The following is a 24,710-nucleotide window of genomic DNA, read 5'->3' on the forward strand; positions in this document are numbered from 1 at the left end:
CATCTTAACGGCGCTCCAGCCCGCCACGCGGGGAGGGGGCGCGCTGGCTTGCCCGATCGGGCGTTCCAGCTGGGGCGACGCTCGACAGCACCAGTTTCTCGTGGGCAGCGACGATGGCCTCCTTGGTGAGCCGGCCGCCCGGGCGGTACCAGGTGGTGAGGCCGGTCAACAGGGCCAGGATGGCAAAGGTCGCCACTTGAACATCGACCACCTCGAATTCGCCTTCCGCCACGCCCTCGGCGAGGATGGCGGCGAGCCGCTGCTCGTAGGCGCCGCGCAGCGCCACGATCTCCTCATAGTTCTTCGGCTCCAGGCTGCGCAGCTCGGAATTGGCGATGAAGACCTCGCGCTTCTTGGTCATGTGGTAGGTAACATGGAAGGCGACGAAGGCGCGGAGCTTGTCGGACGGCTGCTGCTTGCCTTGCAGCGCGCGGTCGAGCTGGCGCAGCAGTTCGTTGATGTGGTCCCGCACCAGATCGAACAGCAATTCCTGCTTGGTGCTGATATGGTTGTAGAGCGAGCCCGACTGGATCCCGACCTCGGCCGCGAGCTGGCGCAGGCTCATGGCGGCGTAGCCGTGCTCGAAGATCAGGCGCAGCCCGGCTTTGCGGATCGCCTCCATCGTCTTGGGGCCGTGTGAGCCGATCGTCCGCGCCATTTGGCCTCTGGAAAGGGAAGGCAGTCGCCGTCGTGAAACGAGCGAGTGATCGTATAATTCTGACACGAAAGAGTAGTAAATTCAATAGCCTGATCACTTGCCGGAACCGTTTTACGGTTCCGCTTGCAGGGATAGTAAAAAAACGTATGATCGTTTAATTCCAGAAGAACATTGCGGAGGGAATGATGGCTTCGAACCGGGCGCTGCTGCTCAACTTCGACCTCGGCGAGACCGCGGATGCGATCCGCGAGACGGTGTTTTCGTTTTCGCAGAACGAAATTGCACCGCGCGCCGACGAGATCGACCGCAGCAACCAGTTCCCCCGCGACCTCTGGCCCAGGATCGGCGCGCTCGGCCTGCACGGCATCACGGTCGAGGAGGAGTATGGCGGCGCCGGCCTCGGCTATCTCGAGCACTGCATTGCGGTGGAAGAGATGTCGCGGGCGTCCGCCGCGGTCGGCCTGTCCTACGGCGCCCATTCCAACCTCTGCGTCAACCAGATCCGCCGCAACGGCAATGAGGCGCAGAAGCGGAAATACCTGCCGAAGCTGATTTCGGGCGAGCATGTCGGCTCGCTGGCGATGTCGGAGCCCGGCGCGGGCAGCGACGTGGTCTCGATGAAGACCCGCGCCGACAGGAAGGGCGACCGCTTTGTGCTCAACGGCAACAAGATGTGGATCACCAACGGCCCGGTCGCCGATACGCTGGTGGTCTACGCCAAGACCGATCTCAATGCCGGCCCGCGCGGCATGACCGCCTTCATCATCGAAAAGGGCATGAAGGGATTTTCGACCGCGCAGAAGCTCGACAAGCTCGGCATGCGCGGCTCCGACACCTGCGAGCTGGTATTCGAGGATTGCGAGGTGCCGGAGGAGAATGTGCTGAGCGAGGTCGGCCGCGGCGTCAACGTGCTGATGAGCGGCCTCGATTACGAGCGCGCGGTGCTGGCGGCCGGCCCGATCGGCATCATGCAGGCCTGCATGGACGTGGTGCTGCCTTACGTGCACGAGCGCAAGCAGTTCGGCGAGCCGATCGGCACGTTCCAACTAGTGCAGGGCAAGATCGCCGACATGTACACCACGATGAACGCCTCGCGCGCCTATGTGTACGCAGTGGCAAAAGCCTGCGACCGCGGCGAGACCACGCGCGAGGATGCGGCCGGCGCCATTCTCTACGCCGCGGAGAAAGCCACGCAATGCGCGCTCGACGCCATCCAGCTGCTCGGCGGCAATGGCTACATCAACGACTATCCGACCGGGCGATTGCTGCGCGACGCCAAACTCTACGAGATCGGCGCCGGCACCAGCGAAATCCGCCGCATGCTGATCGGGCGGGAACTGTTCGAAAAGACGGCCTGAACTTCACATCGGGACCAAGATGGTACAGGCTGTCGCGTCCTCATCGAACGGGCTGTCCCGACCGTCCTGAAGCCATCCCAACGGCTCCTGAACATCCAGAGAAAACGCCGACCATGCCGCTTCATTCCACCATCGATCCGAAATCCTCCGAATTTGCTCGCAACGCCGACGTCATGCGTGGCCTGGTGACGGAGCTTCGCGACAAGCTGAAGGTGGTCTCCGGCGGCGGCGGCGAGGCCTCGCGCAAGCGGCATACCTCGCGCGGTAAGATGCTGGCGCGTGAACGCGTCGACCTGCTGGTCGACCCCGGTACCGCCTTTCTCGAATTGTCGCCGCTCGCGGCCCACGGCCTGTATGGCGGTGACGTCCATTCCGCCAGCGTCATCACCGGGGTGGGGCGCATTTCGGGCCGCGAATGCGTCATCGTCGCCAACGACGCCACCATCAAGGGCGGCACCTATTACCCGATGACGGTGAAAAAGCATTTACGCGCGCAGGACATCGCCCGGCAGAACAATCTGCCCTGTGTCTACATGGTCGATTCCGGCGGCGCCTTCCTGCCGATGCAGGACGAGATCTTTCCGGACGAGCGGCATTTCGGCCGCATCTTCTATAACCAGGCGCAGATGTCCTCGATGGGCATTCCGCAGATCGCGATCGTCATGGGCTCATGCACGGCCGGAGGCGCCTATGTGCCGGCGATGTCGGACGAGAGCATCATCGTGCGCAACCAGGGCACCATCTTCCTCGGTGGCCCGCCGCTGGTGAAGGCTGCGACCGGCGAGGTGGTGAGCGCCGAAGAACTCGGCGGCGCGGATGTGCATTCCCGCCACTCCGGCGTCACCGATCACTACGCGCAGAACGATGCGCATGCGATCGGAATTGCCCGGCGCATCGTCGCCACGCTGAAGCAACCGACCAAGGCCGTACTCAACATGCGGGAGCCGCGCGAGCCGCTGTTCCCCGCCGAGGAAATCTACGGCGTGGTCTCCGCCGACGGCAGAAAACCGTTCGATGTCCACGACATCATCGCGCGGATCGTCGACGGCTCCGAGTTCGATGAGTTCAAGAAACTCTACGGCACGACGCTGATCTGCGGCTTCGCGCATATCTGGGGCTATCCGGTCGGCATCATCGCCAATAATGGCATCCTGTTCAGCGAGAGCTCGCTGAAGGGCGCGCATTTCATCGAGCTGTGCTGCCAGCGCAATATTCCGCTGGTGTTCTTGCAGAACATCACCGGCTTCATGGTCGGCAAGAAATACGAGGCCGGCGGCATCGCGCGCGACGGTGCCAAGCTGGTGACGGCGGTTGCAACTGCCGGCGTGCCGAAATTTACCGTCGTGATCGGCGGCTCCTACGGCGCCGGCAATTACGGCATGTCTGGCCGCGCCTATTCTCCGCGCTTCCTGTGGATGTGGCCGAACGCGCGCATCTCGGTGATGGGTGGCGAGCAGGCCTCTATGGTGTTGAGCCAGGTGCGCCGCGACAATATCGAGGCCAAGGGCGAGAGCTGGTCGGCCGAGGAAGAAGATAAATTCCGCAGTCCCATCCGCGCGCAATACGAACATCAGGGCAATCCCTACTACGCCACCGCGCGGCTGTGGGATGACGGCGTGATCGATCCCGCCGACACCCGCCTGGTGCTCGGTCTCGGATTGTCGGCCGCGGCCAATGCGCCGATTGAACCCACGAAGTTTGGCCTGTTCAGGATGTGATGATGGACCGCTCGAAGCTTTACCGGCGTTTTCGCACCCTTCTGATCGCCAACCGCGGCGAGATCGCCTGCCGCGTCATACGCAGCGCGCGGGCCATGGGCCTGCGCACCGTCGCCGTCTATTCGGAAGCGGACCGCGATGCCATGCACGTCGCTATGGCCGACGAGGCGGTCCTGCTCGGGCCAGCGCGGGCGCGCGACAGCTATCTCAACATCGAACGCGTGATCGAGGCGGCGCGCCAGACCGGCGCCGAGGCGATTCATCCCGGCTACGGCTTCCTGTCGGAGAATGCCGAGTTCGCAGAGGCGTGTCTGAACGCTGGCCTCGTGTTCGTCGGCCCGACTGCCGAGATGATGATGGCAATGGGCTCGAAGTCGGGCTCGAAGGCGCTGATGGAAAAGGCCGGCGTGCCGCTGGTGCCGGGCTATCACGGCGAGGCCCAGGACGAGGCGACACTCGCAAAAGCCGCTGACAAGATCGGTTTCCCCGTGCTGGTGAAGGCGTCTGCCGGCGGCGGCGGTCGCGGCATGCGCGTGGTTAATTCAGCCGCCGAGCTTTCGGCGGCCATCGTCAGCGCCAAGCGCGAGGCCAAGGCGGCGTTCGGCGACGACCGCATGCTGATCGAAAAATTCGTCAAGAATCCCCGGCATATCGAGGTGCAGATCATCGGCGACAGCCACGGCAATCTGCTCTCGCTGTGGGAACGCGAATGCACGCTGCAACGGCGGCACCAGAAGGTGATCGAGGAGGCGCCGTCGCCGACGCTCGACGCCACGCAGCGCGAAACCGTTTGCGCCGCCGCGCGCAAGGCGGCAGCCGCCGTGAACTATGTCGGCGCCGGCACCATCGAGTTCGTCTCCGACGGCAAGGAAGTGTTCTTCATCGAGATGAACACCCGCCTGCAGGTCGAGCATCCTGTCACCGAATTGATCACCGGCGTTGACCTCGTCGAATGGCAGTTGCGGGTGGCGTTTGGCGAGAAATTGCCGCTGGCGCAGAACGAGATCATGTTGAACGGCCACGCCATCGAAGCGCGGATCTACGCCGAAAACCCGCAGAAGAATTTTATGCCGTCGGTCGGCCAGATCAGGACCTGGCGCACGCCCGATGCGGTCGATGGTCTACGCATCGATTCCGGCTATCGCGACGGCGATGCGGTGTCGCCCTATTACGACGCCATGCTGGCCAAGGTGATCGCGTGGGCGCCGACGCGGCAGGCGGCGATCGAGCGGCTCAACCGCGGCCTGGAAGAGACCGATGTCCGGGGCATCGTTACCAACATCCCGTTCCTGTCGGCGCTGATCACCCACCCGAACGTGCGTGCCAACACCATCGACACCGGCTTCATCGAGCGCGAGTTGAAGAAGCTGACGGAAGCTTCAGGCACGCCCGGCGATCTCGAGCTTTGCGCCGCCGTTGCCGCCATCGTCAACGACGAGCAGAAGACGGCGCGCCGGGAAGCGCATTCGCCCTGGCAAACTTTTGGCTGGATGCCCGTCGGGCAGCGGCAACGGGTATTTTCGTTCCGCCAGGGGCAGGGCGCCGAGACCAAGGTGACGCTGCGCTATGGTAGCGGACCATCGACGCTATCGATCGGCAAGCACCAGTTCGTGTTCTCAGTCTCGCCGGCGCATGACGGCAGTTTCGACCTGACGATCGAAGGCATGAAGTCGCGCGTTACCGCTGTTATCGAAGGGCACGAGCTTTACCTGCGCACTCGCCACGGCCGCTTCGACCTGCACTGGGTCGACCCGTTCGGCGGCGAGACCGAGGAGCAAGTCGGTGAGGACAAGATCGTGGCGCCCTTGCCGGGCACCGTGGTGGCGCTGCTGGCCGAGGAGGGCGCGACGCTGGAAAAGGGCGCGGCGATCCTGACGCTGGAAGTCATGAAGATGGAGCAGACGCTGCGCGCGCCCTTTGCCGGCGTGCTGAAGAAGATCAGGTGCAAGGTCGGTGATATCGTCGGCGAAGGCGTCGAGCTTGCCGAGGTCGAACCGGCGGCGGCATCATGAGCGATACCGTCCATATTGTCGAAGTCGGCCCGCGTGACGGGCTGCAGAACGAGAAGACCCCGGTCAGCGTCGCCGACCGGATCACCCTCGTCGAGGCGTTGATCGGCGCCGGGCTCAGGGCGGTCGAGGTCGGCGCGTTCGTGTCGCCCAAGGCGATCCCGCAGATGATCGGATCGGCCGAAGTGTTGCGCGGCGTCAGTCATCACACGGAATGCGAATTGCCGGTGCTGGTGCCGAACGAGAAGGGATACGAGGCATCGCAGGCCGCGGGCGCGAAACTGATCGCCGTATTCGCCGCGGCATCGGAAGGTTTTTCCCGCGCCAACATCAACTGCGGAATCGCGGAATCGATCGAGCGGTTCAAACCGGTGCTGGCCCGCGCCAAGGCCGACGGCGTCCGTGTACGCGGCTATATTTCCACCGTGCTCGGATGCCCCTATGAAGGCGAGATCAAGCCGCAGGCGGTGGTCGATGTCGCCAAAGTTCTATGGGACCTCGGCTGCTACGAAATCTCGCTCGGCGACACCATCGGCGTCGGCACGCCGCTAAAAGCGCGGCAGCTATTGCGCGCGGTGGCAGGCCACGTGCCGATGGCCAATCTCGCCATGCATTTCCACGACACCTACGGCCAGGCGCTCGTCAATCTCTATGCCGGAATGGAAGAGGGCTGCCGCGTGATCGATTCCGCTGCCGGCGGTCTCGGCGGCTGCCCCTATGCCCCCGGAGCGACGGGTAACGTCGCAACCGAGGACGTGGTCTACATGCTCGAAGGCATGGGCATTGCGACCGGCGTTGACATGTCGAAGCTGGTCGCGGCCACCAATGTCGTGAGCGGGCTGATCGGCCGTCCGCCGGTCAGCCGCGTCGCGGCGGCGCTGAACGCGAAGATGCGGGCCGGGAAATAGAGCGGTAAATTCCGCCGTCTGCCGGAGTAGCTTTTCGTCGAACGACAGGCTTCGAGCGGCCCCTAGCCGGACATCGGCCTAAAATCCTGCTATATAACCATTCGATTTCCCCGAGGCCCCCGGGGGTGCATCTTGAGCAGCGAGCACGTAGAGCGGCGACTGGCGGCTATTCTGGCGGCGGATGTCGCGGGCTCTTGCCGTTTGATAGGGATCGACGAAGAAGGCACGCTGGCGCAACTGAAAGCTCTCAGAAAAACGCTTTTCGATCCAAAAATCGCCGAGCATCACGGACGTATCGTCAAGAACACCGGGGACGGCGCTCTCGTTGAGTTCGCCAGCGTGGTCGACGCCGTGCGATGTGCCGACGAAATCCAGCGCAGCATGGCGGAGCAAAATACCGATGTGCCGCAGGACAAGCGGATCGAATTTCGCATCGGCATTCACGTCGGTGATATTGTCATCGCAGACGATGATATCTTCGGTGATGGGGTCAATATTGCAGTGCGTCTCGAGGGGATCGCAGAGCCGGGCGGGATTTGCATTTCCGACGATGCCCACCGGCAGGTTCGGGGCAAGGTTGAGAGCACCTTGGAGGATATGGGTTCGCAATCCCTGAAGAATATTGCCGAACCGATGCGGGCTTGGCGCGCGCGCATCAGCCCAAGCTCTTCGCCGGCAATAAAAACGTCGACCGCGGCTGCGCAGCCCCTCGCGCTGCCCGACAAGCCTTCCATCGCCGTCCTGCCGTTCGAGAACATGAGCGGCGATCCAGAACAGGAATATTTCGCCGACGGCATGGTGGAAGACATCATCACGGGACTGTCGCGGTCGAAATCGCTTTTCGTCATCGCGCGACACTCCACCTTTACTTACAAAGGCAAAGCCGTCGACATCAAACATGTCGGCCGCGAGCTTGGCGTCCGTTACGTGCTGGAGGGCAGCGTCCGCAAGGCGGGCAATCGCGTTCGCATCACCGGGCAGCTCGTTGATGCTGCGACGGGTAATCATATCTGGGCAGATAGATACGACAGTACGCTCGAAGACATTTTCGATCTGCAGGATCGGGTGACAAGCAGCGTGATCGGCGCAATCTCTCCTCAACTGGAGCGCGCCGAAATCGAGCGTGCCCAGTGCAAGCCGACCGAAAGCCTGCGAGCTTACGACTATTATCTTCGCGCGCTCGCCAGCATTTATAAATTCACCAGAGAAGCGCACCTTGAAGCCCTCAAGCTGACGGAAATTGCGATCGGTATCGATCCCGAATTCGCAGGAGCATACGCGCTCGGCGCTCGTTGCTGCATACAAAGGAAGGCTTTCGGTTGGAGCACCGATGCCGCTCAGGAGCGAATTGAAGCCCGACGATTCGCGAGGCGAGCGATCGAACTCGATAAGGACAATCCATCGGTGCTTGCAATAGCCGGACACGCGCTCGCTTACGTAGCGAATGAAGTCGAGGAAGGCGCCGCGCTGCTCTCGCGGGCGATAAATCTAGACGCAAATCTGGTTACCGCACGATATTGGAGTGGGTGGGTCAACCTTTGGCTCGGAAACGACGATGCCGCAATCGAGCAATTCAAGATCGCGCTGCGATTGAGCCCGCTGGATCCATTGATCTTCAATGCGCAGACCGGGCTGGCCTTTGCTTATTTTTCCGCTGGCCGCATCGAGGATGCCTCATCGTGGGCGACAACTGCCCTGCGGCAGCAACCAAAATTTGTAGGCGCTCATCTTGCCATGATGGCATGCCATGCAATGTCTGGCCGGGTTGAGGAAGCACGAGAGGTCTGTGCGCGCGCGATGCAACTAGACCCAACCCTGCGCATTTCCGGATTCACATATCGTCGTCGACCTGCAGATATCGAAAAATGGGCGAAGGCTTGCCGGATCGCTGGAATGCCGGAGTGACCGTTATTGGCACATCATATCGCTGCGATACGGAATTTCGTTGCTATCGAGGCATGGCAGGCATTGGTCAGGCACCAATTAAGCTCGATTAAGAGTACGCGCCCCAGCAGGCTCGCAGCGTTGTTAACGTTGCGAGCCTCCAGCCCCGTGGCGGCGGTGATGAATGCGAAGATGCAGGCCGCCAAGTAGAGGCGCTTACGCCGCCTTCAGTCCGACGTTCGGCAACGCCGGCCGGTGCTTCAGCGCTTTCGCCATCATCGCCTCGACCTCGGCCTTCTCGTGCGGCAGCAGCGCCAGCCGCGGCGGGCGGGTCAGCGCGGTGCCGCGGCCCATGATGTGCTCGCACAGCTTGATGCACTGGACGAGGTCCGGACGGGCGTCGAGGTGCAAAAGCGGCATGAGCCATTCGTAGAGCGGCATCGCCTCGGCATAGCGCCCGGCCTTGGCAAGGCGGAACAGCGTCTCGCCCTCACGTGGGAAGGCGTTCGACATGCCCGACACCCAGCCGACCGCGCCCATGGCGACGCTCTCGACAATGACGTCGTCGAGGCCGGCGAACAGCACGAAGCGGTCGCCGACCATGTTGCGGGTGTCGATGAAGCGGCGCGTGTCGCCGGAGGAATCCTTGAAGCAGACAACGGTTTCGACGTCGGCGAGCGACGCCAGAATATCCGGCGTGACGTCGTTCTTGTAGATCGGGGGATTGTTGTAGAGCATCACGGGCAGGTCGGTGGCGCTGGCGACCGAGCGGAAGTGCGCCGCGGTCTCATGCGGCTTCGACGAATAGACCAGCGCCGGCATCACCATCGCGCCGTCGATGCCGACGCGTGCCGCTTCCTTCGCAGTCTCGACGGCAAAGGCGGTGGTGAACTCGGCGATGCCGCACAGCACAGGCACGCGGCCGGCGGCGACGGACTTCGCCGCCTCCATGATGGCGATCTTTTCTCTCCGCTCCAGCGAAGTGTTCTCGCCGACAGATCCGCAGACGATCAGTCCGGAAACGCCGTCGCGGATCAGTCCATCCATCACCTTGGCGGTCGCATCGATATTGAGCGACAGGTCGTCGTTGAACTGCGTGGTCACGGCCGGGAAGACGCCTTCCCAGGAAATGCGTGGGCTCATTTGTTTGGCTCCAATTGGAATGGTGCCGGCGGATTGTCAAAATCCACCGGGCTTTGACGTGAAAGCGATGGGGTGGGATCAGAGCGTCGCGCCGACCTTGCGCAGCTCGGCGAGGACGGGGGCCTTGGGCAGCCAGAGCTTGTCGAATTCGGCGATGACGGCCTCGGTGTCCTTGGCGTCGACCTGGCGGATCGGGATCGGCGCGCTCTTGAAGTTTTCGATCAGCTTCGGCTCATTGCCGGCGAGTTCGTCGATCTGCGCGTCGAGCGTCGATTTCACCATCTTGGTGATCAGCTCGCGGTCGGCCGCCGGCAGCGATTGCCAGACGCGGCCGGAGACGACGGCGGCCATCGGCATGAAGACGGCGTTCATCTGCAGGATGACCTTCGAGACCTTGTCGAAGCGCTGGTTCCAGGAAAACTCGAGGTCCGCCTCGAGGCCGTCGACCTGGCCGTTCGCCATGGCATCGAACACCTGCGGCGTCGGGATCGGCGTCGGCGCCGCGCCGAGCGACGAATAGAAATCGCGATAAACCGGCGTCGGGTTGATGCGAAGCTTCATGCCCTTGATATCGGCCAATGACGCCAGATCCTTGGACGAGAACACCGCGCGCATGCCGGTGATGCCCCAGCCGAGGCCGATCGTTCCCGTTTCCCGCGGCAGCACGTCGAACAGCTTGATCGCGGCCGGATGGCGGACGAACTTCGCCACCGACGGCGTCGAGCGCACGATATAGGGCGCGTTGATCGCGGCGATATGCGGCACGCGCGAGCCGAGCTCGGCCGCCTGGATGAAGCCCATGTCGAGCGCGCCGGACTGCAATTGCTGCATCATCGCCGGCTCGTTGCCGAGCTGGCCGGAGTGAAACACCGTCATGGTCAGGCGGCCGTTGGTGGCGGCCTTGAGATCGTCGCCGAGTTTCAGCGCCGCCTTGTTCCAGGAATGCCCGTTGGGCGTGATCAGGCCGAGGCGAAACTCTTTGGCTTGAGCGAGCGCCAGCGACGGTGCGAACAGCGGCACGGCCGCGCTGGCGGCAAGGAAGCGGCGACGGGAAAGCGACATGGCAGGGGCTCCTTGAGGGGTTGGACCTACTTGATGAGGACGAGGGAGAGGGACGGGTAGAGCGAGAGCAGCACCAGCAGGATGCAGGAGATGCCGAACAGCGGCAGCGTCACCATGAACATCTTGCCGGGCTTGGCGCCGGTGACGGCGGCTGCAACGAAGAAGCAGAGGCCGACCGGAGGCGACAGCAGTCCGAGCACCAGATTGATCACCACGACGACGCCGAACTGGCGCGGATCGATGTGATAGATCTCGGTCGCGACCGGCAGCAGGATCGGCACCGTCATGATCAGGCCGGGAATGCCGTCGATGACGGTGCCGATGATCAGCAGGATCACGTTGCAAAGGAGCATGAAGCTGACCGGATCCTTGGCGACGGATTGAATCCAGCTTGCCGTTTCCTGCGGCACCTTGCCGAAGATCAGCACCCAGGAAAACACGGCGGCGGCGGCAACCAGGAACAGCACGATGGCCGAATAGATGCCGGCGCGCAGCATCATCTGCGGCAATTGCGAGAACTCGAACTCCCTGGTCCAGAATTTTCCGATCAGCGCGGCGGCCACGGCGCCGACCGCAGCGGACTCCGTCGCATTGGCGAGCCCGCCCAAAATGCTGCCGACGATGACGATGGGGATCAGCAGCGTCGGCGATGTCCGCAGGATCGTCGCCAGCCGCTGGCGCGGGGTCTGATAATCGGCCTTGGGATAATTGTAGATGTATCCCATCAGCGCGATGACGATGCAGAACATCGCTGTCAGGATCACGCCCGGCACGATGCCGGCGATCAGCATGTCGCTGACCGACACCTGCGCCAGCACGCTGTAGACGACGAACATCACCGAGGGCGGAATGATCGGCCCGAGCATGCCGCCATAGGCGGTCAGGCCCGCGGCGAAGGTCTTGTCGTAGCCCTTCTTTTCCATCTCCGGCACCATGATCTGCGCCATGATTGCGACCTGCGCGGTCGCGGAGCCGAGGATGGAGGAGATGAACATGTTGGCGAGGATATTGACGTAGGCGAGCCCACCCTTCAGCGAGCCGACAAAGGCCATCGCCATGTCGACGATGCGCCGCGTGATGCCGCCGCCATTCATGATCTCGCCGATCAGGATGAAGAGGGGAATGGCGATCAAGCCGTAACTGTCGACCCCGCCGAAGAGCTGTAGCGGGTAGGACTGGAACAGCACCGGATTGCCCGATGCGATGATGTAGACGAAACCGGCAAGGCAGAGACAAAGCCCGATCGGCACGCCGACCAGCATGATCGCGATAAAGGCAGCCGACGTGATCATCAGTTGACCCCGTCGAGCTCGGACAACTGAAAACCTTTTGGCGGGGTCCGCGGCACCAGTTCGAGATCTTCGAGCAGGTTTGCGAGGCCATGCACGGTCATCGACACCGCGAAGATCGGCAGCGTCAGGTAGACCACCCAGGTCGGCCAGTTCAGCGTCTGCGTGCGCTCGGTATAGAGGAAGTTGAAGGTCTCGGCGGCGAGCTTGCGCGCGTCGAAGCCGGCGCGGGCGAGACCGATCGGGTCCATCCAGAGGAAGCAGGTGATGATCAGCGCGACGCCGAACACCACGACCATGCCAGTCGCCATGATCTTCGCGATCTTCTGATTCTGCGCCGAGAGACGCTCGGTCATCATGGAGACGGCGAAATCGAGCCGCAGCCGCGTCATGGCGGAGGCGCCGATGAAGGTTAGCCAGACCACGCAATAGACTGCCGATTCATCGATCCAGTAGATCGGGAAGTGCGAATAGCGGGTGACGACGTTCACCAGAATCAGCGCCGTCAGCAGATACATCAGCCCCATCAAGGCGATGCGCTCGAAGGCGAGCAGCAGGGTAGAGGCCCGGACAACGATCCGCCGGGCGCTGAACGCCGGCGCATCCGCAATCGTCTGCTCGATCATATGAGCCCGCTGCCCCCTGGAATTTGTCGTGCACTTGTAAAATGTATAATTTATACAATCCTGTCAAATGGAGATTGTGGAGCCTTCTCAGCTTTTGCTGGGTTGCCGCCATATCGACGTGCGAAAACTGTGCCGCCTCGATCAGAAAGGCCGGCGATGACGACGGAAGATCAAATGAAAGGCCCTCTGAAGCACCGGACGCTGTCGGCGGCGATCGTCGACCAGCTCAGGCAGGCGATCCTCGACGGGACCTATCCGGCCGGGTCGCAGCTTCGGCAGGACGCGCTGGGCGATACCTACGGCGTGAGCCGCATTCCCGTACGCGAGGCGCTGTTTCAGCTCGAGGCCGAAGGGCTGGTGCGGATCGTTCCGCAAAAGGGCGCGATTGTCTCGGAACTGTCGCTGGACGAGATCAACGATGTGTTCGACCTCCGCCGGATCATGGAGCCGCGGCTGCTGGCGCAGTCGGCGCCGCACTTTGTGGAAGACGATTTTGCCGGACTGGATGACATTCAGAAACGCTTCGAAAAAGCGATCAAGGCGCGCAACGTCACCGAATGGGGGCGGCTCAATGCCGATTTCCATATGGCGATGTATGTGCACGCGCGGCAGCCGCGCACCAAGGCGATCGTCATCGCGCTCTTACAGACCAGCGACCGCTACACGCGCCTGCAGCTCTCCAACACCAAGGCGATGGGGATAGCCGAAAAAGAGCATGCCCACCTGATCACGTTGTGTCGGGCAAAGCAGATCGAGGAGGCCTGCCGGTTTCTGGAGCAGCATATCGAGGCAGTCAGGACGGATTTGCTGCAGGTGGTGGGCGGTGGGACGATCGCGGCGCGAGCGGGGCGCTAGTACCACTGCACCGGGAGATGCTGCGGGGGCAGCGCGGTTGCCTTTTGATGAATCCCTCGCGCTCGAGCGTTAACACCATGGACGTTCACTACCTGAATATCCCGGTAAAGCCGGCGAACTGAGGCGCCGGCGCGGCCGCCCGGACTGAAACTCCCGCGGCACCTTTGCCGTACCTGTGCGCTGGGAGGATCAAATCATGAATGCAAGCTTCGAAGCGGGGCAACGGGGAGGCCTGTCCTGGACCGGCCAGGCGAGGAACGGCATCGCCGGGCAGACGGCGGCGCGCACGCGCATCGATTCCGTCGACCTCGCGCGCGGCCTCGTGATGGTGTTGATGGCGCTCGACCATGTGCGCGATTTCTTCGCCCCGGGTGGATTCAACCCGCGTGATGTGACCGATACCGCGCTGTTCATGACGCGCTGGATCACGCACTTCTGTGCACCCGCCTTCGTCCTTCTCGCAGGTGTGTCGGCATTCCTCTACGGTGAGCGCGGCCGTAGCACGCGGCAGCTCAGCCGCTTCCTGCTCACGCGCGGGATTTGGCTCATACTGATCGAACTCACGCTCGTCCGCCTTGCATGGACCTTCAGCTTCGATCTCGGCTATTTCTTCAGCCAGGTCATCTTCGCTATCGGCGCGTCGATGATTGCGCTTTCAGTGCTGGTCTTTCTGCCGCGCAGTGCGGTCGCTGCCATCGCACTCGTCCTGATCGCCGGGCACAATCTACTCGATCCCATCAAGGCAGAGTCCTTTGGCCCAGCCGCGCCGATCTGGAATTTCCTGCATGAGCCGGCCTTGCTGCAGTTCGGCGCCACCGTGAAGTGGTTCGCGGTCTACCCGTTGATCCCGTGGATCGGCGTGATGGCGGCGGGCTACGCGCTCGGTCCGGTCTTCACGCTCGATCGTGCGAAGCGGACGCGCTGGCTCGTTGGATGGGGCACCGTAGCGGTGGTCGGTTTCGTCCTGCTGCGGGCGAGCAACGTCTACGGCGATCCCGCGCCCTGGACCGTTCAAGCCGGTGCAATTGCGACGTTGCTGTCCTTCATCAACTGCGAAAAATATCCGCCGTCGCTGCTGTATCTGGCCATGACGATCGGGCCGACATTGCTGCTGCTTGCTGCGGTTGAGAACGCGCGCGGCCGGTTCGCGGCGTGGATCACCACCTTCGGCCGCGTTCCATTCTTCTATTATGTGGTTCACGTTTTTGTCATTCACGCGCTGGCGGTGATCTTCGCGTGGGCGAGCGGTGCGGAGACCGGCTGGCTGTTTGGTCCATTCCCTGCCGACAAGCCGAACGGATACGGCGTCGGCCTCCTGGGCGTGTTTTCCATCTGGCTTGCGGTTGTGGCGGCGCTCTATCCACTTTGCAACTGGTTTGTCGGCATCAAAAAACGTCGCAGCGACTGGTGGTTATCCTACCTCTAGTACCGGCGGCACGGTGATTATGACTCATTGGCCGAGGCGTTTGTCGCAGGCAATGACGGGGTTGGCGACGGTGTTTAACCTACCGCCCCCCGTCCGGCCCCATCACAAGGTTCGGCAGCCAGGTCGAAATCTCCGGGAAGAAGCACAGCAGCAGCACCGCCAGCATCATCAGCAGCACGAAGGGCAGCGTGCCCCAGATCACCTCGCTCAAGGAAATATCCGGCGCGACGTTGCGGATGACGAAGATGTTCAAGCCCACCGGCGGGTGGATCAGCCCCATTTCCATCACGATGGTCATGACGACGCCGAACCAGATGATGTCGAAATTGGCGGCGCGCAGCGGCGGCAGGATGATCGGCGCGGTCATCAGGATGATCGACACCGGCGGCAGGAAGAAGCCGAGCACGACCACCATCAGCAAGATCGCCGCCAGCAATTCCCAGCGCGGCAGGTGCATGGCGACGATGGATTCCGCCGCCGATTGCGAGATATGCAGATAGCTCATCACATAGGAATAGAGCAGCGACATGCCGATGATCATCATCAGCATGGTGGATTCGCGGATGGTGGATGTCAGGATCGGCGACAGGTCGCTCGGCCGCCATACCGTGTAGATCACCGCGATCAGCACCAGCGCCAGAAGGCCGCCGAGCCCTGCGGTTTCCGATGGCGTCGCGTAGCCGCCATAAAGCGCGATCATCACGCCGGTGAGCAGCAGCACGAACGGGATCACCCGCGGCAGCATGGTGAAGCGCTCGGCCATGGTGAATTCGTCACGCTGCAGGATCGCGGACTCCGTTCCGGACTTCTCATGGAGCGCCTGCGCGGCCGCAAATTCCTTACGGAAGCGCAGCACCGCGTAGATGCCGAACAGTGTCACCAGCAGAAGCCCCGGGCCGATGCCGGCGAGGAACAACCGGCCCAGCGATTTTTCCGCGGCGACCGCGAACAGGATCATGGTGATCGAGGGCGGCAGCAGGATGCCGAGCGTGCCGCCGGCGGCGATGATGCCTGCGGCAAAGCCGCCGGAATAACCGCGCTTGCGCATCTCGGGAATGCCGGCCGAACCGATCGCTGAGCAGGTCGCGGGCGAGGAGCCCGCCATCGCCGCAAACAGCGCGCAGGCGAACACGTTGGCGACGCCAAGCCCGCCCGGCACACGGTGCAGCCAGGCATGCAGCGCCGAATAGAGATCCTGTCCGGCGCGGGATTTGCCGATCGCCGCACCCTTGAGGATGAACAGCGGGATCGACAACAGCGTGATCGAGGCCATTTCCTCGTAGACGTTCTGCGTCACCGTATCGAGCGAGGCCGTCGGCATGAAGATCGCCATGAAGACGACGGCGACCGCGCCCAGAGCAAACGCAATGGGCATGCCGGAGAACATCGCAAACAGGGTCGCCAGGCCGTAACTGATACCAATTCCAAGAACGTTCATCGACGTGAAGCACCGGCAAAGGGAAGAATGATCTGCAACAGGATCTGCAGGCACAACAGCGTCATGCCCAGCGCCATCAGCACATAGGGGATCGCGAGCGGGGGCGACCACATCGAGTTCGACACCTGTCCGTCGACGTAAGCCTCATGCGCCAGCGTCCAGGATTTCCAGGCGAAGAAGGCGCAGAACAACAGGCTTGCAACATCGACCAGCCACAGCCGGATGCGGTTGGCGAGCGGCGACATCAGCCCGACAAAGGCCTCGATGCCGATATGGCCGCGCTGGCCCTGCACATAGGCCGCGGTCATGAAGGTGGCGCCGACGAGGAGGAAGACCGCAGCTTCGTCCTGCCAGTAATTGGCGCTGTGGAACAACGCGCGGCCGAGCACGCTGTAACTGAGGATCACGCAGGCCGCGATCAGCGCGAACGCGGCAAAGACCACGATGACGCGGTTGCACAGCGCCAGCGCCCGGTCGAGCGCCGCCACGAGCGGGTTGCCTATGGCGGCCTCGGAATGGTCCTGTTGATCCGGAATCGGACCATGCATCATGCGGCAACGTCGCCGGCGAGCTTCAGCAGGTTGGCCGACGTCGCCGTCTTGGCGCTGTAGTCCTTCCACGCGGTGTCGCGCGCGATGTCACGCCACTTGCCGACGGTCGCGACATCGAGCTGGCTGACCTTGGCGCCGGCCTTCTCATAGACCTTGGCGACCTCGATATCGTCGTCCTGCGCGCCCTTGCGGCCGAACGCCTCCAGTTCGCTGCCGACCGACAGGATGATGTCCTGCTGGTTCTTGGGCAGCTTGTCGAAGATCGCCTTCGACATCATCAAGGGCTCTAGCATGAACCAGTAGGAGGCGCCGGCGCCCGAGGTCAGCGATTTAGCGACCTCTTCGAGGCGGAACGAGATCAGGCTGGTCGAGGAGGTGATGCCGGCATCGCACGCGCCGGTCTGCATCGCAGCGTAGATTTCGTTCGATGGCACCGACAGCACCGCGGCGCCCGCGGTCTGCAGCACCATGTCCATCTCGCGTGAGCCGCCGCGCACCTTCAGCCCCTTGGCGTCTTCGGGCGCGACGATCGGCCTGGAGCGGCTGGCGACGCCGCCGGCCTGCCAGATCCAGCTCAGCAGGATGATGCCCTTGTCGGCGAGGAAGTCGGTCAGCGCCTTGCCGACCGGCTCCTTCTTCCAGCGCAGGCCCTGATCGTAGGTCGCGACCAGACCCGGCATCAGGCCGATATTGGTCTCCGGCAATTCGCCGCCGGCATAGGGCATCGGATAGAGGCTGATATCGAGTGCGCCCTTGCGCATCGCCGAGAATTGCGCGTTGGTCTTGATCAGCGAGGAGTTCGGATAGACCTCGGCCGCGATCTCGCCGCCAGAGCGCTTGGAGACTTCGGCGGCAAACATGCGGCACAGCCGATCGCGGAAGTCGCCCTTGTCGATCGTGCCGCCGGGGAACTGGTGTGAGATCTTCAGCGTCGTGGCAGCTTGGGCGGTGCCGGTGCCGAAGCGAAGCACGGCAGGGACGGCAAGCGCTGTTACGATGACATGGCGGCGTGTGAGCATGGTTTCTCCCCTGCAAATTGATTCTTGGGTCGACGACGGCGACCGGTTTGAGCCCATGCTAGCCGGTCGTCATCCGAAGCAGTTCTCGTCTGATAGGTTGAGGCGGTGTGATAGGTCGAGGCGGCGCGCGACGGCAAGCCCCGATTTCAGCAGGCCTGATAGGCTGCAGCGTACGCACCCGCGGAGCGTTACCGCGAATTAACTTGCCCGCTTCAACTAACCGTGACTTCGGAAGAACTTCGGGATGTGGCCGGTAACAAAGCGGGTCGCGGACTCGTCGTTGGGAAAGCGGCAGATGTCGCTTTAATCTATCCAACCCCAAAGGACGACCACCCCATGACCACCACGACCCGTATCGGCCTCATCCTCTCGGCCACGCTCGTTTCACTCGGCCTTGCGTTCGCGCCCGCCACCTTCGCTCAGGACAAGATGGGCAAGGGCGACGGCATGAAGCAGGAGTCCATGTCCAGGGACGCGATGAAGAAAGAGGGCGGCATGATGAAGAAGGACGGCATGAAGCACGACGGCATGACGAAGGACGGCATGAAAAAAGATGACGCCATGAAGAAGAACTGAGTCGTCGTCATTCCGGGATGGTCCGAAGGACCAGACCCGGAATCTCGAGATTCCGGGTCTGGTGCTAACGCACCATCCCGGAATGACGGGAGCTGTATCGGTCGTCGGCAAGAGGCCGCGATACGAGGTGTGCCTACCGCTTCTTGCCCTTGCTCTTGCGCGCGGCATAACGGGCGTCGCGCTTGGCCTTCTGCTCGGCCTCCAGCGCTGCCTGTCTGGCGGCTTCTTCCTCCTTCTCGCGCGCGAGCCTGGCAGCTTCGGCCGCGGCGGCCTCGGCTTCGAGACGTTGCTGTTCGGCCTTGGCGGCTTCCTTGGCCTCCCTGGCCTTGGCGCGGGCGGCGGCGATCGCCTCGCGCTCGGCCTGCCGGCGCTTCACTTCGGGATCGTCAGGTCCCGGCTGGGCGCGAAACTTGTTCAAAATGTTCTGCCGCGCCTGCATCGCGGCCTTCTGGCGGTCCGCGAAGTTCGGTTCCTTGAATCCACTCATAAAGAGGCCTTGTCGCTTTCACTCTTGGGGTTGGACGCGCCACGGGCGCGGAATGGCGACTAGGTAAGTGAACCCGGGGCAAAATGCCAGCGTCGAAAGGGGGCTGGCAGAGCAGGGGAGGCTTGCGTGAACAGCAAATGGGCCAAATTGATGCTGATGAGCGGGATTACATCAGGCTGGCTGCTCTACGAGATGGCCACGGCGAGCGAATCCCCGCGCGTGGAGCTGGCGTTCGTGCAATATAGCCTGCTCGCCTGCGCACTGATCGGTCTGGTCGGCTCGGTGATGATGTTTGCGTCGGATAGGTGACCGGTAGCTTCCTAGAAGCTGCCGCGACGTCCGCTCTGCCCGAGAACGCGGGCGACCGTCATGGCCGTCATCGCTGCCCGATCTGCCACCCGCTGCGCCTCCAGCCTGTCGCGGGCTTTCTCGCGGATCATGATCTCGATCAACTCGAGCCGTTTGGTCTCGTCGACCGCTTCCGCCAGCAATTGCCTGTACCTGTTGTGGTCGTAAACCGCTTCCTGCTCGTCCATCGCACGCCCCGCACACGCGATTCGCCCCGAATGGTCAGTCTCGACCAAGGGTTGCGTTTCCGCAACGGATTTACGCGAGTTATACAAATTTCCGCATCAGGCGGGCCTGCGCACAAACCCGTGTAGTGTGAACCGGTTCACAGGAACTACGGCGGGTCGTTCCTATTCTCCGGCACTTCCGAAACAGGAGCGACCGCCATGCCCCACAATTGGTGGACCCGCAAGAACCTCGTCGTCACCGCCGCCATCGTCGCGCTGGCCTTTATAGGCTTCATCGTGGCCGGCGTGTCCTCTCCCGAGCCAGCCGCCAGCGCGGCTCTTGGTCCGGACTGGCAGTGCAGCCGGCTCGCCTTCGTCTTCACGACCTGCAGCCGGGCCAAGCACAGCCAGGCCGCGGCGCTCCGTGTCGCCAAGATCCCGGTGTGCGGACGGCTACGGACGTAATAGAATCGCGCCGGAACGGGCCGGAGCTGGAGTTTCCCATGCGAAAACTGTCTCATCTCGTGGTGGCCGCGTCGGCGGCGGCTCTCGTGCTCGCGCCGGCCGGCGCCGCGCTGGCGCAGGGCGCGCCGGGCGGCGGGACCGCGCCGGCGGCAGCCTCATCGACCGCCGCCCCGGAAACCGCAGCGGCTGAGAAGAAGGCGGCGCCGAAGAAAAAGAAGCCGGCCAAGATGACCCGACAGCAGGAGATCGACCATTCGATCGACCGCGGCACGGTGCCCGCGCGATACCGGAGCTCGGTGCCGAAGGAGTATCATCAGTATATTCCGTTCGATAAGCGATAGAGACGTCGCATAAGTGTTCTTGCGATCCTTCGCCGCAGATCAGCCCACATGTCGCTTGGCGATCCGGTCTGTCGCATCTTGCTGATCAATTTGTCACACAGAACCGCGCAGCGGCTGCGCACCGTACTCGTACGGATTGGCCGCACCGATAACGACGATCTATAACGCCGTCGCTTGCAGCGGGGGGCAGGGCGCTCGTTCATCACGACGAGTGCTACCACTGGAGGCCACGAGGCCCGGACTCCTAGGCACTCCGGGCCTCGTCTATTCCTTGATCGCAATACCCGAGCCGTTTCCACCGGTCGGCCGGCTTCATCGGCATTCCATCACATCGCAAAGACGAAGAACGCCGAACGCGCTCGCCGAGCATGCGCGGGACGACCGTGCGGCCGATCCTTTTCATCGCGCCATCCGTTCGACGTCCCTGCCCGGGGGGCAATGCCGGCAGTTGGCCACGTGGCTTTCAATGCCGGCGACCAGACGCCGAAAGGCGGCGAAGACACCGTGGAAGGCGGGTTCCACATTAGCCATAAGTTCGCGTTTTGCTCCGCCCCGGGATTTTCGGTGTTAAGGGATTTCCATGTGGAACGGCTGGAGAAAAGCGGCAATCGGAATGAGCGCGCTGTTCGCCTTCATCCTCCTGGAGTTGATGGCGGTCATCGGCGGCGTTGCCGTGTTCCTGGGCGTGGTTCTTGATGTGGATTTGCCGTTCCTGGAAGTCTCCGAAGAATAGCCGGGATCGGAGGCCCGCGCCGTCGGCCCTGACCTTGGCCCAGCAGCCGATAGACCCTGTTCCTTGCACCGAGGCAATTCAGCCCCGATTTGCGCCGTTTTGGTTCCCTGAAAGCCTTGGCATCCAGGCAGGAAACTGAGTCGGTAAATAAAATCGTTATGATTCAATAGCTTTTTAAAGTTCCCTTAAGCCAGAAATGAGTTCCTGTTAGAGCCGCACCGCCGCGCGGCCCGAATAGCCGGGCGCCGTTCCTGTCACCTACCCCAGGGAGACGTGCGCTCGGCTATTATGGGCAACCCATCACGGGGGCTAACGGCCCGCGCAGCGGTAGAATGGCAATCGCGGCTGCGAACTCTTCATGGAAAATGCCATCAAATAAGGTTTGCGCGACACGGCCCCAGACTACCGGATTCAAGCGCGAGCGATGTCACCCGCCGGCAACAGAAGACCGGTTTTGGCTGCATCTGGAAGATGTCAAGAGGCGCGCTTGCTACTCATAGCCGGCGCGGCGCGCGGTGATCGTGCCTCGGTGCGATGCACGCGGGAGACTTCGTTCGACTTTGACGCCGGCGTGGCGGGGGTGGGGCGGCATTGTGCCGAGTTGGGTAATCCGGATGATATCGCGCGGCGAGAACAGCGCGTGCTAACCTGATGCCGCGTTTGCACCTGCATGGAGCGGGAGCAAACATTTCGCAGCGATGATCGAACGCAGTTGCGATTAGGGAACCATCAACGAGAGGCCGTTAGGTTTCTCTCGTCGCGAGCACTGCGCGCGATCAGTTCGATCAATCAACAGTTGCGAAAATTGGTGCGTCCACGAACAGACTCCGTTACGGTTGCGTTCTGTGATGATGCCAACCGGCTGGAACTTTTCGGCCCGAAAGAGGTTCTGAATTGGCCTTATTCTCCTCATGTTTTCTGCGAACGATGAGAACCGAAAATCGAATCATGATTGGGGACGGTCGTGAACCGAACTAACTTCAAATCGATGTCCACCGATGAATTGTGGGCACTACACGAGGAAGTAGCTTCCAGGCTTGCTGCTACGCTGCTTGCTGAGAAGCGTGTGCTTGAAGATCGCTTGAAGCAGCTCAAGGGCGGCGACAGCGAGCGCGCAAGCTCATCGACAGGGAAGCGGCCATATCCGACAGTCGTTCCGAAGTTTCGGAATCCGGATCGGCCGTCCGAGACTTGGGCGGGACGTGGAAAGACGCCTCGCTGGCTCGCCGCAAAGTTGAAGTCCGGCAAGCGAATCGATGACTTCCGCATCAGGCACGTAGCCTAGGAAGATTTGGCCCTGGGACGAGTTGCAGCCGCAGGTTGCGACGCGCTTGTGTTTGGATATCCATAGCTTGGGTATCCGCAGATTGGCTTGTTGCCGTTTGCGGATACCGTTCCGATGTCCCGCACAGCTCACGCGCGCGAACGGTTGTTCGAAGGGCCGGCGTCACGGCCTCCCTTCAATTCGGCCAGGGGTAGATCCTGTTTGTCGTGGCTGGGCGGGCTTTCGACGCTCGCTTCCAAAGCTCTGACAATTCCCATGCGCGCGAACAGCATGGGACCGCGGTCTTCGGCGGCATCGATCAGCATCTGGACCGCAAGCCGCCATTCCTGACGATCACGTTCCGGCTGTGACAGGTTCCTGATGTAGTCGGCCGCGTCTCGCAGCGTCCGCGCAGGGGCTCCGGCCGGAAGCGGAACGGGCTGAGCAAACGGTCGATCCCAGGACATGCTGAACTCCGGTCACAGATTTCGAATGATGCTGGCGCAGATGGATGCGCCAGGCCGGTAACCCGGCATGGGTTGCCGGCCGGTGGAGCCCGAGCGGCATCGAAAGCAGGGAGTCGACGCGGAACTGTGATGTTGGTTCCAATTCTGCGGCAGCTCGTTCCGTCGGCCGGCTTTTGTCCCGGCCCGGCGGGCCGCACCCGCGTCTCAGCGCAGCGATGGACGGACAGGCGGATCAGTTCTGAAACGCAACGCCGACGAAATCACCCTGCCGCCAGATCACGCGGCATTCGCGAATGGTGTGAAAATTGTCGAAGGTCAGTTCGAAATTCAGGGGCAGCAAATTGAGATCGTGGAGTTCAATTCCGGCCCCGGAATTCGTCACGTCCTGAACGCGGCAGGTGAGGACGCCGCGCTGCGCATCGAAGAACAGAAGCGCGTTTTTCGAAATCATCGTCCGTGCGACGGCTCGGCGTTCGACTTCCATGCTCGGCTACCACCGGTTCACGCCTGGGCTGGGCAAGCAGCGGCTTGGCGAATTGCCTCCCGGCGGCAATCAGGTTCGGTCTAATTCGTAAACAATCAATTTTAATGATCGCAGAAAGTATGCCCGTCCGGAGCCGTATCAGTTGCGGGTTCAACACAGCCACGGCCGTTCCGTGTGCGGAACTCACAAACAGGCTTGATGCATCGGTGAAAGCCAGCCTCTCTAGCACAGAGAGGGGAATCGCATGGCTTTACGTTGGATGTGCGTGCTGGCGCTGTGTCTGGGGACTTCAAGCGCCGGAGTTGCGGGTGAACAGTCCGGTGTTCTACGTCGAATTTCATGCCCGGTCGTGCGCTACTACGTGGCGAAATACAGTGCGCCGGCCGCGGAGCAGTGGGCGCGCAACAAGGGCGCGAGCGATGCCGAGATCGAAGCCGCCCGGCGCTGCCTGAGGCAAGACGATATGCGTACGGCCAAGGCGCAGCGGCCGCCGCTCGCGCTCGGCACGTACGGCTGGTGAACCCTCGTGCAGCGGCGCCGGTGGGCGCCGCGAACTGCACTGGCCCATCAATACTGCTGATACCGCTTCTGGCGTTTGCTGCGCCCGGCATTCGGCCCGCCGTAATAGGGATTGACCACGCATTGCGCAGAGCGGCCCGAGGCTGACGCCTGGCACTGCCCCATCGTTCGATAGGCGCACTCGAAGTAGTAGTCCGTGAAGCCCTGGTAGACCTGCAGGCAAACCGGATAGGCCGGATCGTAGGTCTGCGCAGACGCAGGTGCGGGCAGGGCGATCGTCGCGGCCAAAATCGTCAGCGCCGTTGCTGTGGCAGATGCGTGCGGCAGCTTCATTCTGATATCCTCCAGACTTCCCCGCGGAATTTGTCGCGGTCCTCTCCCAACGACAAAAACACCAGCGCCGGGCGCTTGTTCCAGCAGGCACGGGTCGCCGCGCTTTAGACTTCCCAGTCCTCAAACCCGTACTCGCGATAGATGGCAGCCCGATCGCCGTGGGGGTTCAACCGGCACTTGGCCTGGGCGAGATGCAGGTTCAGGGTCCCCGGCTGGCAGTTCGCCGCCAGGAGCTTGCGGATATCGTCCATCTGCTGGCGCGACTGCTGGGTCGGTTCGAGCTGCTCCAGCGCGACCAGCGCCGTCGCCAGCGCTTCCGTGATGACCCATTCGTCGTGGCCCGTGATTCCCTTCTTTGGCATGACGAGCGCATCCTTTGTCAGGGCAAGGGAAGCAGTTGCTGTCCGGCATCTTAGACCGAATCCAAACCGAGACGAGAATGAAGTCGAAATTGCGGAGAAGCGCAGAGCGGCGTTGGCGATCCCGGCAGGATTCGAACCTGCAACCCGCGGAGTAGAAATCCGCTACTCTATCCAGTTGAGCTACGGGACCGTCCGGGCGATAGCCGGCTGGCCATCGCTT

The 24,710-nt window shown here is 62.5% G+C and carries 27 protein-coding genes and 1 tRNA gene; 13 read left to right on the forward strand and 15 right to left on the reverse strand.

Annotated features, from left to right (window positions below):
• Positions 1-4: 4 nt before the first annotated feature.
• Entirely contained in the window at positions 5-658 is a 654-nt protein-coding gene (locus tag LMTR21_RS20075) for a TetR/AcrR family transcriptional regulator (RefSeq protein ID WP_065756244.1), read from the reverse strand.
• A gap of 185 nt (positions 659-843) precedes the next feature.
• Here LMTR21_RS20075 and LMTR21_RS20080 point away from each other — a divergent pair, with 185 nt between their 5' ends.
• The 5 genes from LMTR21_RS20080 to LMTR21_RS20100 all read left to right on the forward strand — a co-directional run bounded on the left by LMTR21_RS20080 (position 844) and on the right by LMTR21_RS20100 (position 8,556).
• Positions 844-2,016, forward strand: coding sequence for an isovaleryl-CoA dehydrogenase (locus tag LMTR21_RS20080; RefSeq protein WP_065756339.1), 1,173 nt, complete (start codon positions 844-846; stop codon positions 2,014-2,016).
• 113 nt (positions 2,017-2,129) lie between these two features.
• Positions 2,130-3,734 carry a carboxyl transferase domain-containing protein gene (locus tag LMTR21_RS20085; RefSeq protein WP_065756243.1) on the forward strand — a complete coding sequence of 535 codons (1,605 nt, stop codon included), beginning with the start codon at positions 2,130-2,132 and terminating at the stop codon, positions 3,732-3,734.
• Positions 3,735-3,736: 2 nt separating this feature from the next.
• Positions 3,737-5,746, forward strand: coding sequence for an acetyl/propionyl/methylcrotonyl-CoA carboxylase subunit alpha (locus LMTR21_RS20090; protein WP_065756242.1), 2,010 nt, complete (start codon positions 3,737-3,739; stop codon positions 5,744-5,746).
• Complete coding sequence (locus LMTR21_RS20095) at positions 5,743-6,651, forward strand: hydroxymethylglutaryl-CoA lyase (RefSeq protein WP_065756241.1); 909 nt, start codon at positions 5,743-5,745, stop codon at positions 6,649-6,651. The genes LMTR21_RS20090 and LMTR21_RS20095 overlap by 4 nt, the downstream gene beginning before the upstream one ends.
• Before the next feature lie 132 nt (positions 6,652-6,783).
• Positions 6,784-8,556: an adenylate/guanylate cyclase domain-containing protein gene (locus LMTR21_RS20100; protein ID WP_065756240.1), complete on the forward strand. Its 1,773-nt coding sequence runs from the start codon at positions 6,784-6,786 to the stop codon at positions 8,554-8,556.
• A 195-nt stretch (positions 8,557-8,751) separates the two neighbouring features.
• Here LMTR21_RS20100 and LMTR21_RS20105 read toward each other — a convergent pair whose 3' ends face one another.
• The 4 genes from LMTR21_RS20105 to LMTR21_RS20120 all read right to left on the reverse strand — a co-directional run bounded on the left by LMTR21_RS20105 (position 8,752) and on the right by LMTR21_RS20120 (position 12,655).
• Complete coding sequence (locus LMTR21_RS20105; protein ID WP_065756238.1) at positions 8,752-9,678, reverse strand: dihydrodipicolinate synthase family protein; 927 nt, start codon at positions 9,676-9,678, stop codon at positions 8,752-8,754.
• Between the two features lie 78 nt (positions 9,679-9,756).
• On the reverse strand, positions 9,757-10,740 hold the full coding sequence (locus LMTR21_RS20110) for a TRAP transporter substrate-binding protein (protein ID WP_065756237.1): 984 nt from the start codon (positions 10,738-10,740) through the stop codon (positions 9,757-9,759).
• 26 nt (positions 10,741-10,766) lie between these two features.
• Complete coding sequence (locus LMTR21_RS20115; protein ID WP_065756236.1) at positions 10,767-12,032, reverse strand: TRAP transporter large permease; 1,266 nt, start codon at positions 12,030-12,032, stop codon at positions 10,767-10,769.
• Entirely contained in the window at positions 12,032-12,655 is a 624-nt protein-coding gene (locus LMTR21_RS20120) for a TRAP transporter small permease (protein ID WP_065756235.1), read from the reverse strand. Before LMTR21_RS20120 ends, LMTR21_RS20115 begins: the two co-directional genes overlap by 1 nt.
• A 174-nt stretch (positions 12,656-12,829) precedes the next feature.
• On the opposite strand from LMTR21_RS20120, the gene LMTR21_RS20125 reads away from it, so the two are divergent.
• Both LMTR21_RS20125 and LMTR21_RS20130 read left to right on the forward strand, forming a co-directional pair.
• The gene (locus LMTR21_RS20125) at positions 12,830-13,510 is read left to right on the forward strand and encodes a GntR family transcriptional regulator (protein WP_065756338.1); all 681 of its coding nucleotides are present in this window, start codon (positions 12,830-12,832) and stop codon (positions 13,508-13,510) included.
• A gap of 196 nt (positions 13,511-13,706) precedes the next feature.
• Positions 13,707-14,936 (forward strand): acetyltransferase domain-containing protein, encoded by a 1,230-nt coding sequence (locus LMTR21_RS20130; protein ID WP_084030973.1) that lies wholly within the window; start codon positions 13,707-13,709, stop codon positions 14,934-14,936.
• Between the two features lie 79 nt (positions 14,937-15,015).
• Here the strand turns inward: LMTR21_RS20130 and LMTR21_RS20135 are convergent, their stop codons facing one another.
• From LMTR21_RS20135 to LMTR21_RS20145, 3 genes are read right to left on the reverse strand one after another with little or no spacing between them, the layout of a single operon-like run.
• A complete protein-coding gene (locus LMTR21_RS20135) occupies positions 15,016-16,374 on the reverse strand; it encodes a TRAP transporter large permease (RefSeq protein WP_065756234.1) in 1,359 nt (452 codons plus the stop codon).
• The gene (locus LMTR21_RS20140) at positions 16,371-16,925 is read right to left on the reverse strand and encodes a TRAP transporter small permease (RefSeq protein ID WP_065756233.1); all 555 of its coding nucleotides are present in this window, start codon (positions 16,923-16,925) and stop codon (positions 16,371-16,373) included. The genes LMTR21_RS20135 and LMTR21_RS20140 overlap by 4 nt, the downstream gene beginning before the upstream one ends.
• Positions 16,922-17,944 carry a TRAP transporter substrate-binding protein gene (locus LMTR21_RS20145; RefSeq protein ID WP_065756232.1) on the reverse strand — a complete coding sequence of 341 codons (1,023 nt, stop codon included), beginning with the start codon at positions 17,942-17,944 and terminating at the stop codon, positions 16,922-16,924. The genes LMTR21_RS20140 and LMTR21_RS20145 overlap by 4 nt, the downstream gene beginning before the upstream one ends.
• 336 nt (positions 17,945-18,280) lie before the next feature.
• On the opposite strand from LMTR21_RS20145, the gene LMTR21_RS20150 reads away from it, so the two are divergent.
• Positions 18,281-18,520 carry a pentapeptide MXKDX repeat protein gene (locus LMTR21_RS20150; RefSeq protein WP_065756231.1) on the forward strand — a complete coding sequence of 80 codons (240 nt, stop codon included), beginning with the start codon at positions 18,281-18,283 and terminating at the stop codon, positions 18,518-18,520.
• A 133-nt stretch (positions 18,521-18,653) separates the two neighbouring features.
• Here LMTR21_RS20150 and LMTR21_RS20155 read toward each other — a convergent pair whose 3' ends face one another.
• On the reverse strand, positions 18,654-19,007 hold the full coding sequence (locus LMTR21_RS20155; RefSeq protein ID WP_065756230.1) for a DUF6481 family protein: 354 nt from the start codon (positions 19,005-19,007) through the stop codon (positions 18,654-18,656).
• A gap of 126 nt (positions 19,008-19,133) precedes the next feature.
• Here LMTR21_RS20155 and LMTR21_RS20160 point away from each other — a divergent pair, with 126 nt between their 5' ends.
• On the forward strand, positions 19,134-19,316 hold the full coding sequence (locus LMTR21_RS20160; RefSeq protein ID WP_141688627.1) for a hypothetical protein: 183 nt from the start codon (positions 19,134-19,136) through the stop codon (positions 19,314-19,316).
• An 11-nt stretch (positions 19,317-19,327) separates the two neighbouring features.
• On the opposite strand, the gene LMTR21_RS20165 is transcribed toward LMTR21_RS20160, so the two are convergent.
• Entirely contained in the window at positions 19,328-19,543 is a 216-nt protein-coding gene (locus LMTR21_RS20165; protein ID WP_065756229.1) for a hypothetical protein, read from the reverse strand.
• 198 nt (positions 19,544-19,741) lie between these two features.
• On the opposite strand from LMTR21_RS20165, the gene LMTR21_RS20170 reads away from it, so the two are divergent.
• The 3 genes from LMTR21_RS20170 (at position 19,742) to LMTR21_RS20180 (ending at position 22,346) form a co-directional block, all read left to right on the forward strand.
• A complete protein-coding gene (locus tag LMTR21_RS20170; protein WP_065756228.1) occupies positions 19,742-19,987 on the forward strand; it encodes a hypothetical protein in 246 nt (81 codons plus the stop codon).
• A 38-nt stretch (positions 19,988-20,025) separates the two neighbouring features.
• Entirely contained in the window at positions 20,026-20,328 is a 303-nt protein-coding gene (locus LMTR21_RS20175; RefSeq protein WP_065756227.1) for a hypothetical protein, read from the forward strand.
• 1,721 nt (positions 20,329-22,049) lie between these two features.
• A complete protein-coding gene (locus tag LMTR21_RS20180) occupies positions 22,050-22,346 on the forward strand; it encodes an H-NS histone family protein (RefSeq protein WP_065756226.1) in 297 nt (98 codons plus the stop codon).
• 128 nt (positions 22,347-22,474) lie between these two features.
• On the opposite strand, the gene LMTR21_RS20185 is transcribed toward LMTR21_RS20180, so the two are convergent.
• Positions 22,475-22,792, reverse strand: a complete 318-nt coding sequence (locus LMTR21_RS20185; RefSeq protein WP_065756225.1) for a hypothetical protein — start codon at positions 22,790-22,792, stop codon at positions 22,475-22,477.
• Positions 22,793-23,024: 232 nt separating this feature from the next.
• Positions 23,025-23,276, reverse strand: coding sequence for a PilZ domain-containing protein (locus LMTR21_RS20190; RefSeq protein ID WP_065756224.1), 252 nt, complete (start codon positions 23,274-23,276; stop codon positions 23,025-23,027).
• 244 nt (positions 23,277-23,520) lie between these two features.
• Here LMTR21_RS20190 and LMTR21_RS20195 point away from each other — a divergent pair, with 244 nt between their 5' ends.
• Positions 23,521-23,796: a hypothetical protein gene (locus LMTR21_RS20195; RefSeq protein ID WP_084030972.1), complete on the forward strand. Its 276-nt coding sequence runs from the start codon at positions 23,521-23,523 to the stop codon at positions 23,794-23,796.
• Between the two features lie 47 nt (positions 23,797-23,843).
• On the opposite strand, the gene LMTR21_RS20200 is transcribed toward LMTR21_RS20195, so the two are convergent.
• The 3 genes from LMTR21_RS20200 to LMTR21_RS20210 all read right to left on the reverse strand — a co-directional run bounded on the left by LMTR21_RS20200 (position 23,844) and on the right by LMTR21_RS20210 (position 24,680).
• Entirely contained in the window at positions 23,844-24,128 is a 285-nt protein-coding gene (locus LMTR21_RS20200; protein ID WP_065756222.1) for a DUF3551 domain-containing protein, read from the reverse strand.
• A 104-nt stretch (positions 24,129-24,232) separates the two neighbouring features.
• Positions 24,233-24,490, reverse strand: a complete 258-nt coding sequence (locus LMTR21_RS20205; RefSeq protein ID WP_057861442.1) for a hypothetical protein — start codon at positions 24,488-24,490, stop codon at positions 24,233-24,235.
• A 113-nt stretch (positions 24,491-24,603) separates the two neighbouring features.
• A tRNA-Arg gene (locus LMTR21_RS20210) sits at positions 24,604-24,680 on the reverse strand.
• Between the last annotated feature and the right edge of the window lie 30 nt (positions 24,681-24,710).

The sequence above is a fragment of the Bradyrhizobium paxllaeri genome (assembly GCF_001693515.2).
Taxonomy (GTDB): domain Bacteria; phylum Pseudomonadota; class Alphaproteobacteria; order Rhizobiales; family Xanthobacteraceae; genus Bradyrhizobium; species Bradyrhizobium paxllaeri.

Coding starts and splice junctions, on each gene's coding strand:
- LMTR21_RS20090 (WP_065756242.1), top strand. CDS start 3,737: ATGGACCGCTCGAAGCTTTACCGGCGTTTTCGCACCCTTCTGATCGCC.
- LMTR21_RS20180 (WP_065756226.1), top strand. CDS start 22,050: ATGTCCACCGATGAATTGTGGGCACTACACGAGGAAGTAGCTTCCAGG.
- LMTR21_RS20085 (WP_065756243.1), top strand. CDS start 2,130: ATGCCGCTTCATTCCACCATCGATCCGAAATCCTCCGAATTTGCTCGC.
- LMTR21_RS20205 (WP_057861442.1), bottom strand. CDS start 24,490: ATGCCAAAGAAGGGAATCACGGGCCACGACGAATGGGTCATCACGGAA.
- LMTR21_RS20170 (WP_065756228.1), top strand. CDS start 19,742: ATGCCCCACAATTGGTGGACCCGCAAGAACCTCGTCGTCACCGCCGCC.
- LMTR21_RS20185 (WP_065756225.1), bottom strand. CDS start 22,792: ATGTCCTGGGATCGACCGTTTGCTCAGCCCGTTCCGCTTCCGGCCGGA.
- LMTR21_RS20175 (WP_065756227.1), top strand. CDS start 20,026: ATGCGAAAACTGTCTCATCTCGTGGTGGCCGCGTCGGCGGCGGCTCTC.
- LMTR21_RS20165 (WP_065756229.1), bottom strand. CDS start 19,543: ATGGACGAGCAGGAAGCGGTTTACGACCACAACAGGTACAGGCAATTG.
- LMTR21_RS20200 (WP_065756222.1), bottom strand. CDS start 24,128: ATGAAGCTGCCGCACGCATCTGCCACAGCAACGGCGCTGACGATTTTG.
- LMTR21_RS20135 (WP_065756234.1), bottom strand. CDS start 16,374: ATGAACGTTCTTGGAATTGGTATCAGTTACGGCCTGGCGACCCTGTTT.
- LMTR21_RS20145 (WP_065756232.1), bottom strand. CDS start 17,944: ATGCTCACACGCCGCCATGTCATCGTAACAGCGCTTGCCGTCCCTGCC.
- LMTR21_RS20110 (WP_065756237.1), bottom strand. CDS start 10,740: ATGTCGCTTTCCCGTCGCCGCTTCCTTGCCGCCAGCGCGGCCGTGCCG.
- LMTR21_RS20095 (WP_065756241.1), top strand. CDS start 5,743: ATGAGCGATACCGTCCATATTGTCGAAGTCGGCCCGCGTGACGGGCTG.
- LMTR21_RS20115 (WP_065756236.1), bottom strand. CDS start 12,032: ATGATCACGTCGGCTGCCTTTATCGCGATCATGCTGGTCGGCGTGCCG.
- LMTR21_RS20195 (WP_084030972.1), top strand. CDS start 23,521: ATGGCTTTACGTTGGATGTGCGTGCTGGCGCTGTGTCTGGGGACTTCA.
- LMTR21_RS20150 (WP_065756231.1), top strand. CDS start 18,281: ATGACCACCACGACCCGTATCGGCCTCATCCTCTCGGCCACGCTCGTT.
- LMTR21_RS20155 (WP_065756230.1), bottom strand. CDS start 19,007: ATGAGTGGATTCAAGGAACCGAACTTCGCGGACCGCCAGAAGGCCGCG.
- LMTR21_RS20130 (WP_084030973.1), top strand. CDS start 13,707: ATGAATGCAAGCTTCGAAGCGGGGCAACGGGGAGGCCTGTCCTGGACC.
- LMTR21_RS20080 (WP_065756339.1), top strand. CDS start 844: ATGGCTTCGAACCGGGCGCTGCTGCTCAACTTCGACCTCGGCGAGACC.
- LMTR21_RS20140 (WP_065756233.1), bottom strand. CDS start 16,925: ATGATGCATGGTCCGATTCCGGATCAACAGGACCATTCCGAGGCCGCC.
- LMTR21_RS20075 (WP_065756244.1), bottom strand. CDS start 658: ATGGCGCGGACGATCGGCTCACACGGCCCCAAGACGATGGAGGCGATC.
- LMTR21_RS20120 (WP_065756235.1), bottom strand. CDS start 12,655: ATGATCGAGCAGACGATTGCGGATGCGCCGGCGTTCAGCGCCCGGCGG.
- LMTR21_RS20105 (WP_065756238.1), bottom strand. CDS start 9,678: ATGAGCCCACGCATTTCCTGGGAAGGCGTCTTCCCGGCCGTGACCACG.
- LMTR21_RS20125 (WP_065756338.1), top strand. CDS start 12,830: ATGAAAGGCCCTCTGAAGCACCGGACGCTGTCGGCGGCGATCGTCGAC.
- LMTR21_RS20190 (WP_065756224.1), bottom strand. CDS start 23,276: ATGGAAGTCGAACGCCGAGCCGTCGCACGGACGATGATTTCGAAAAAC.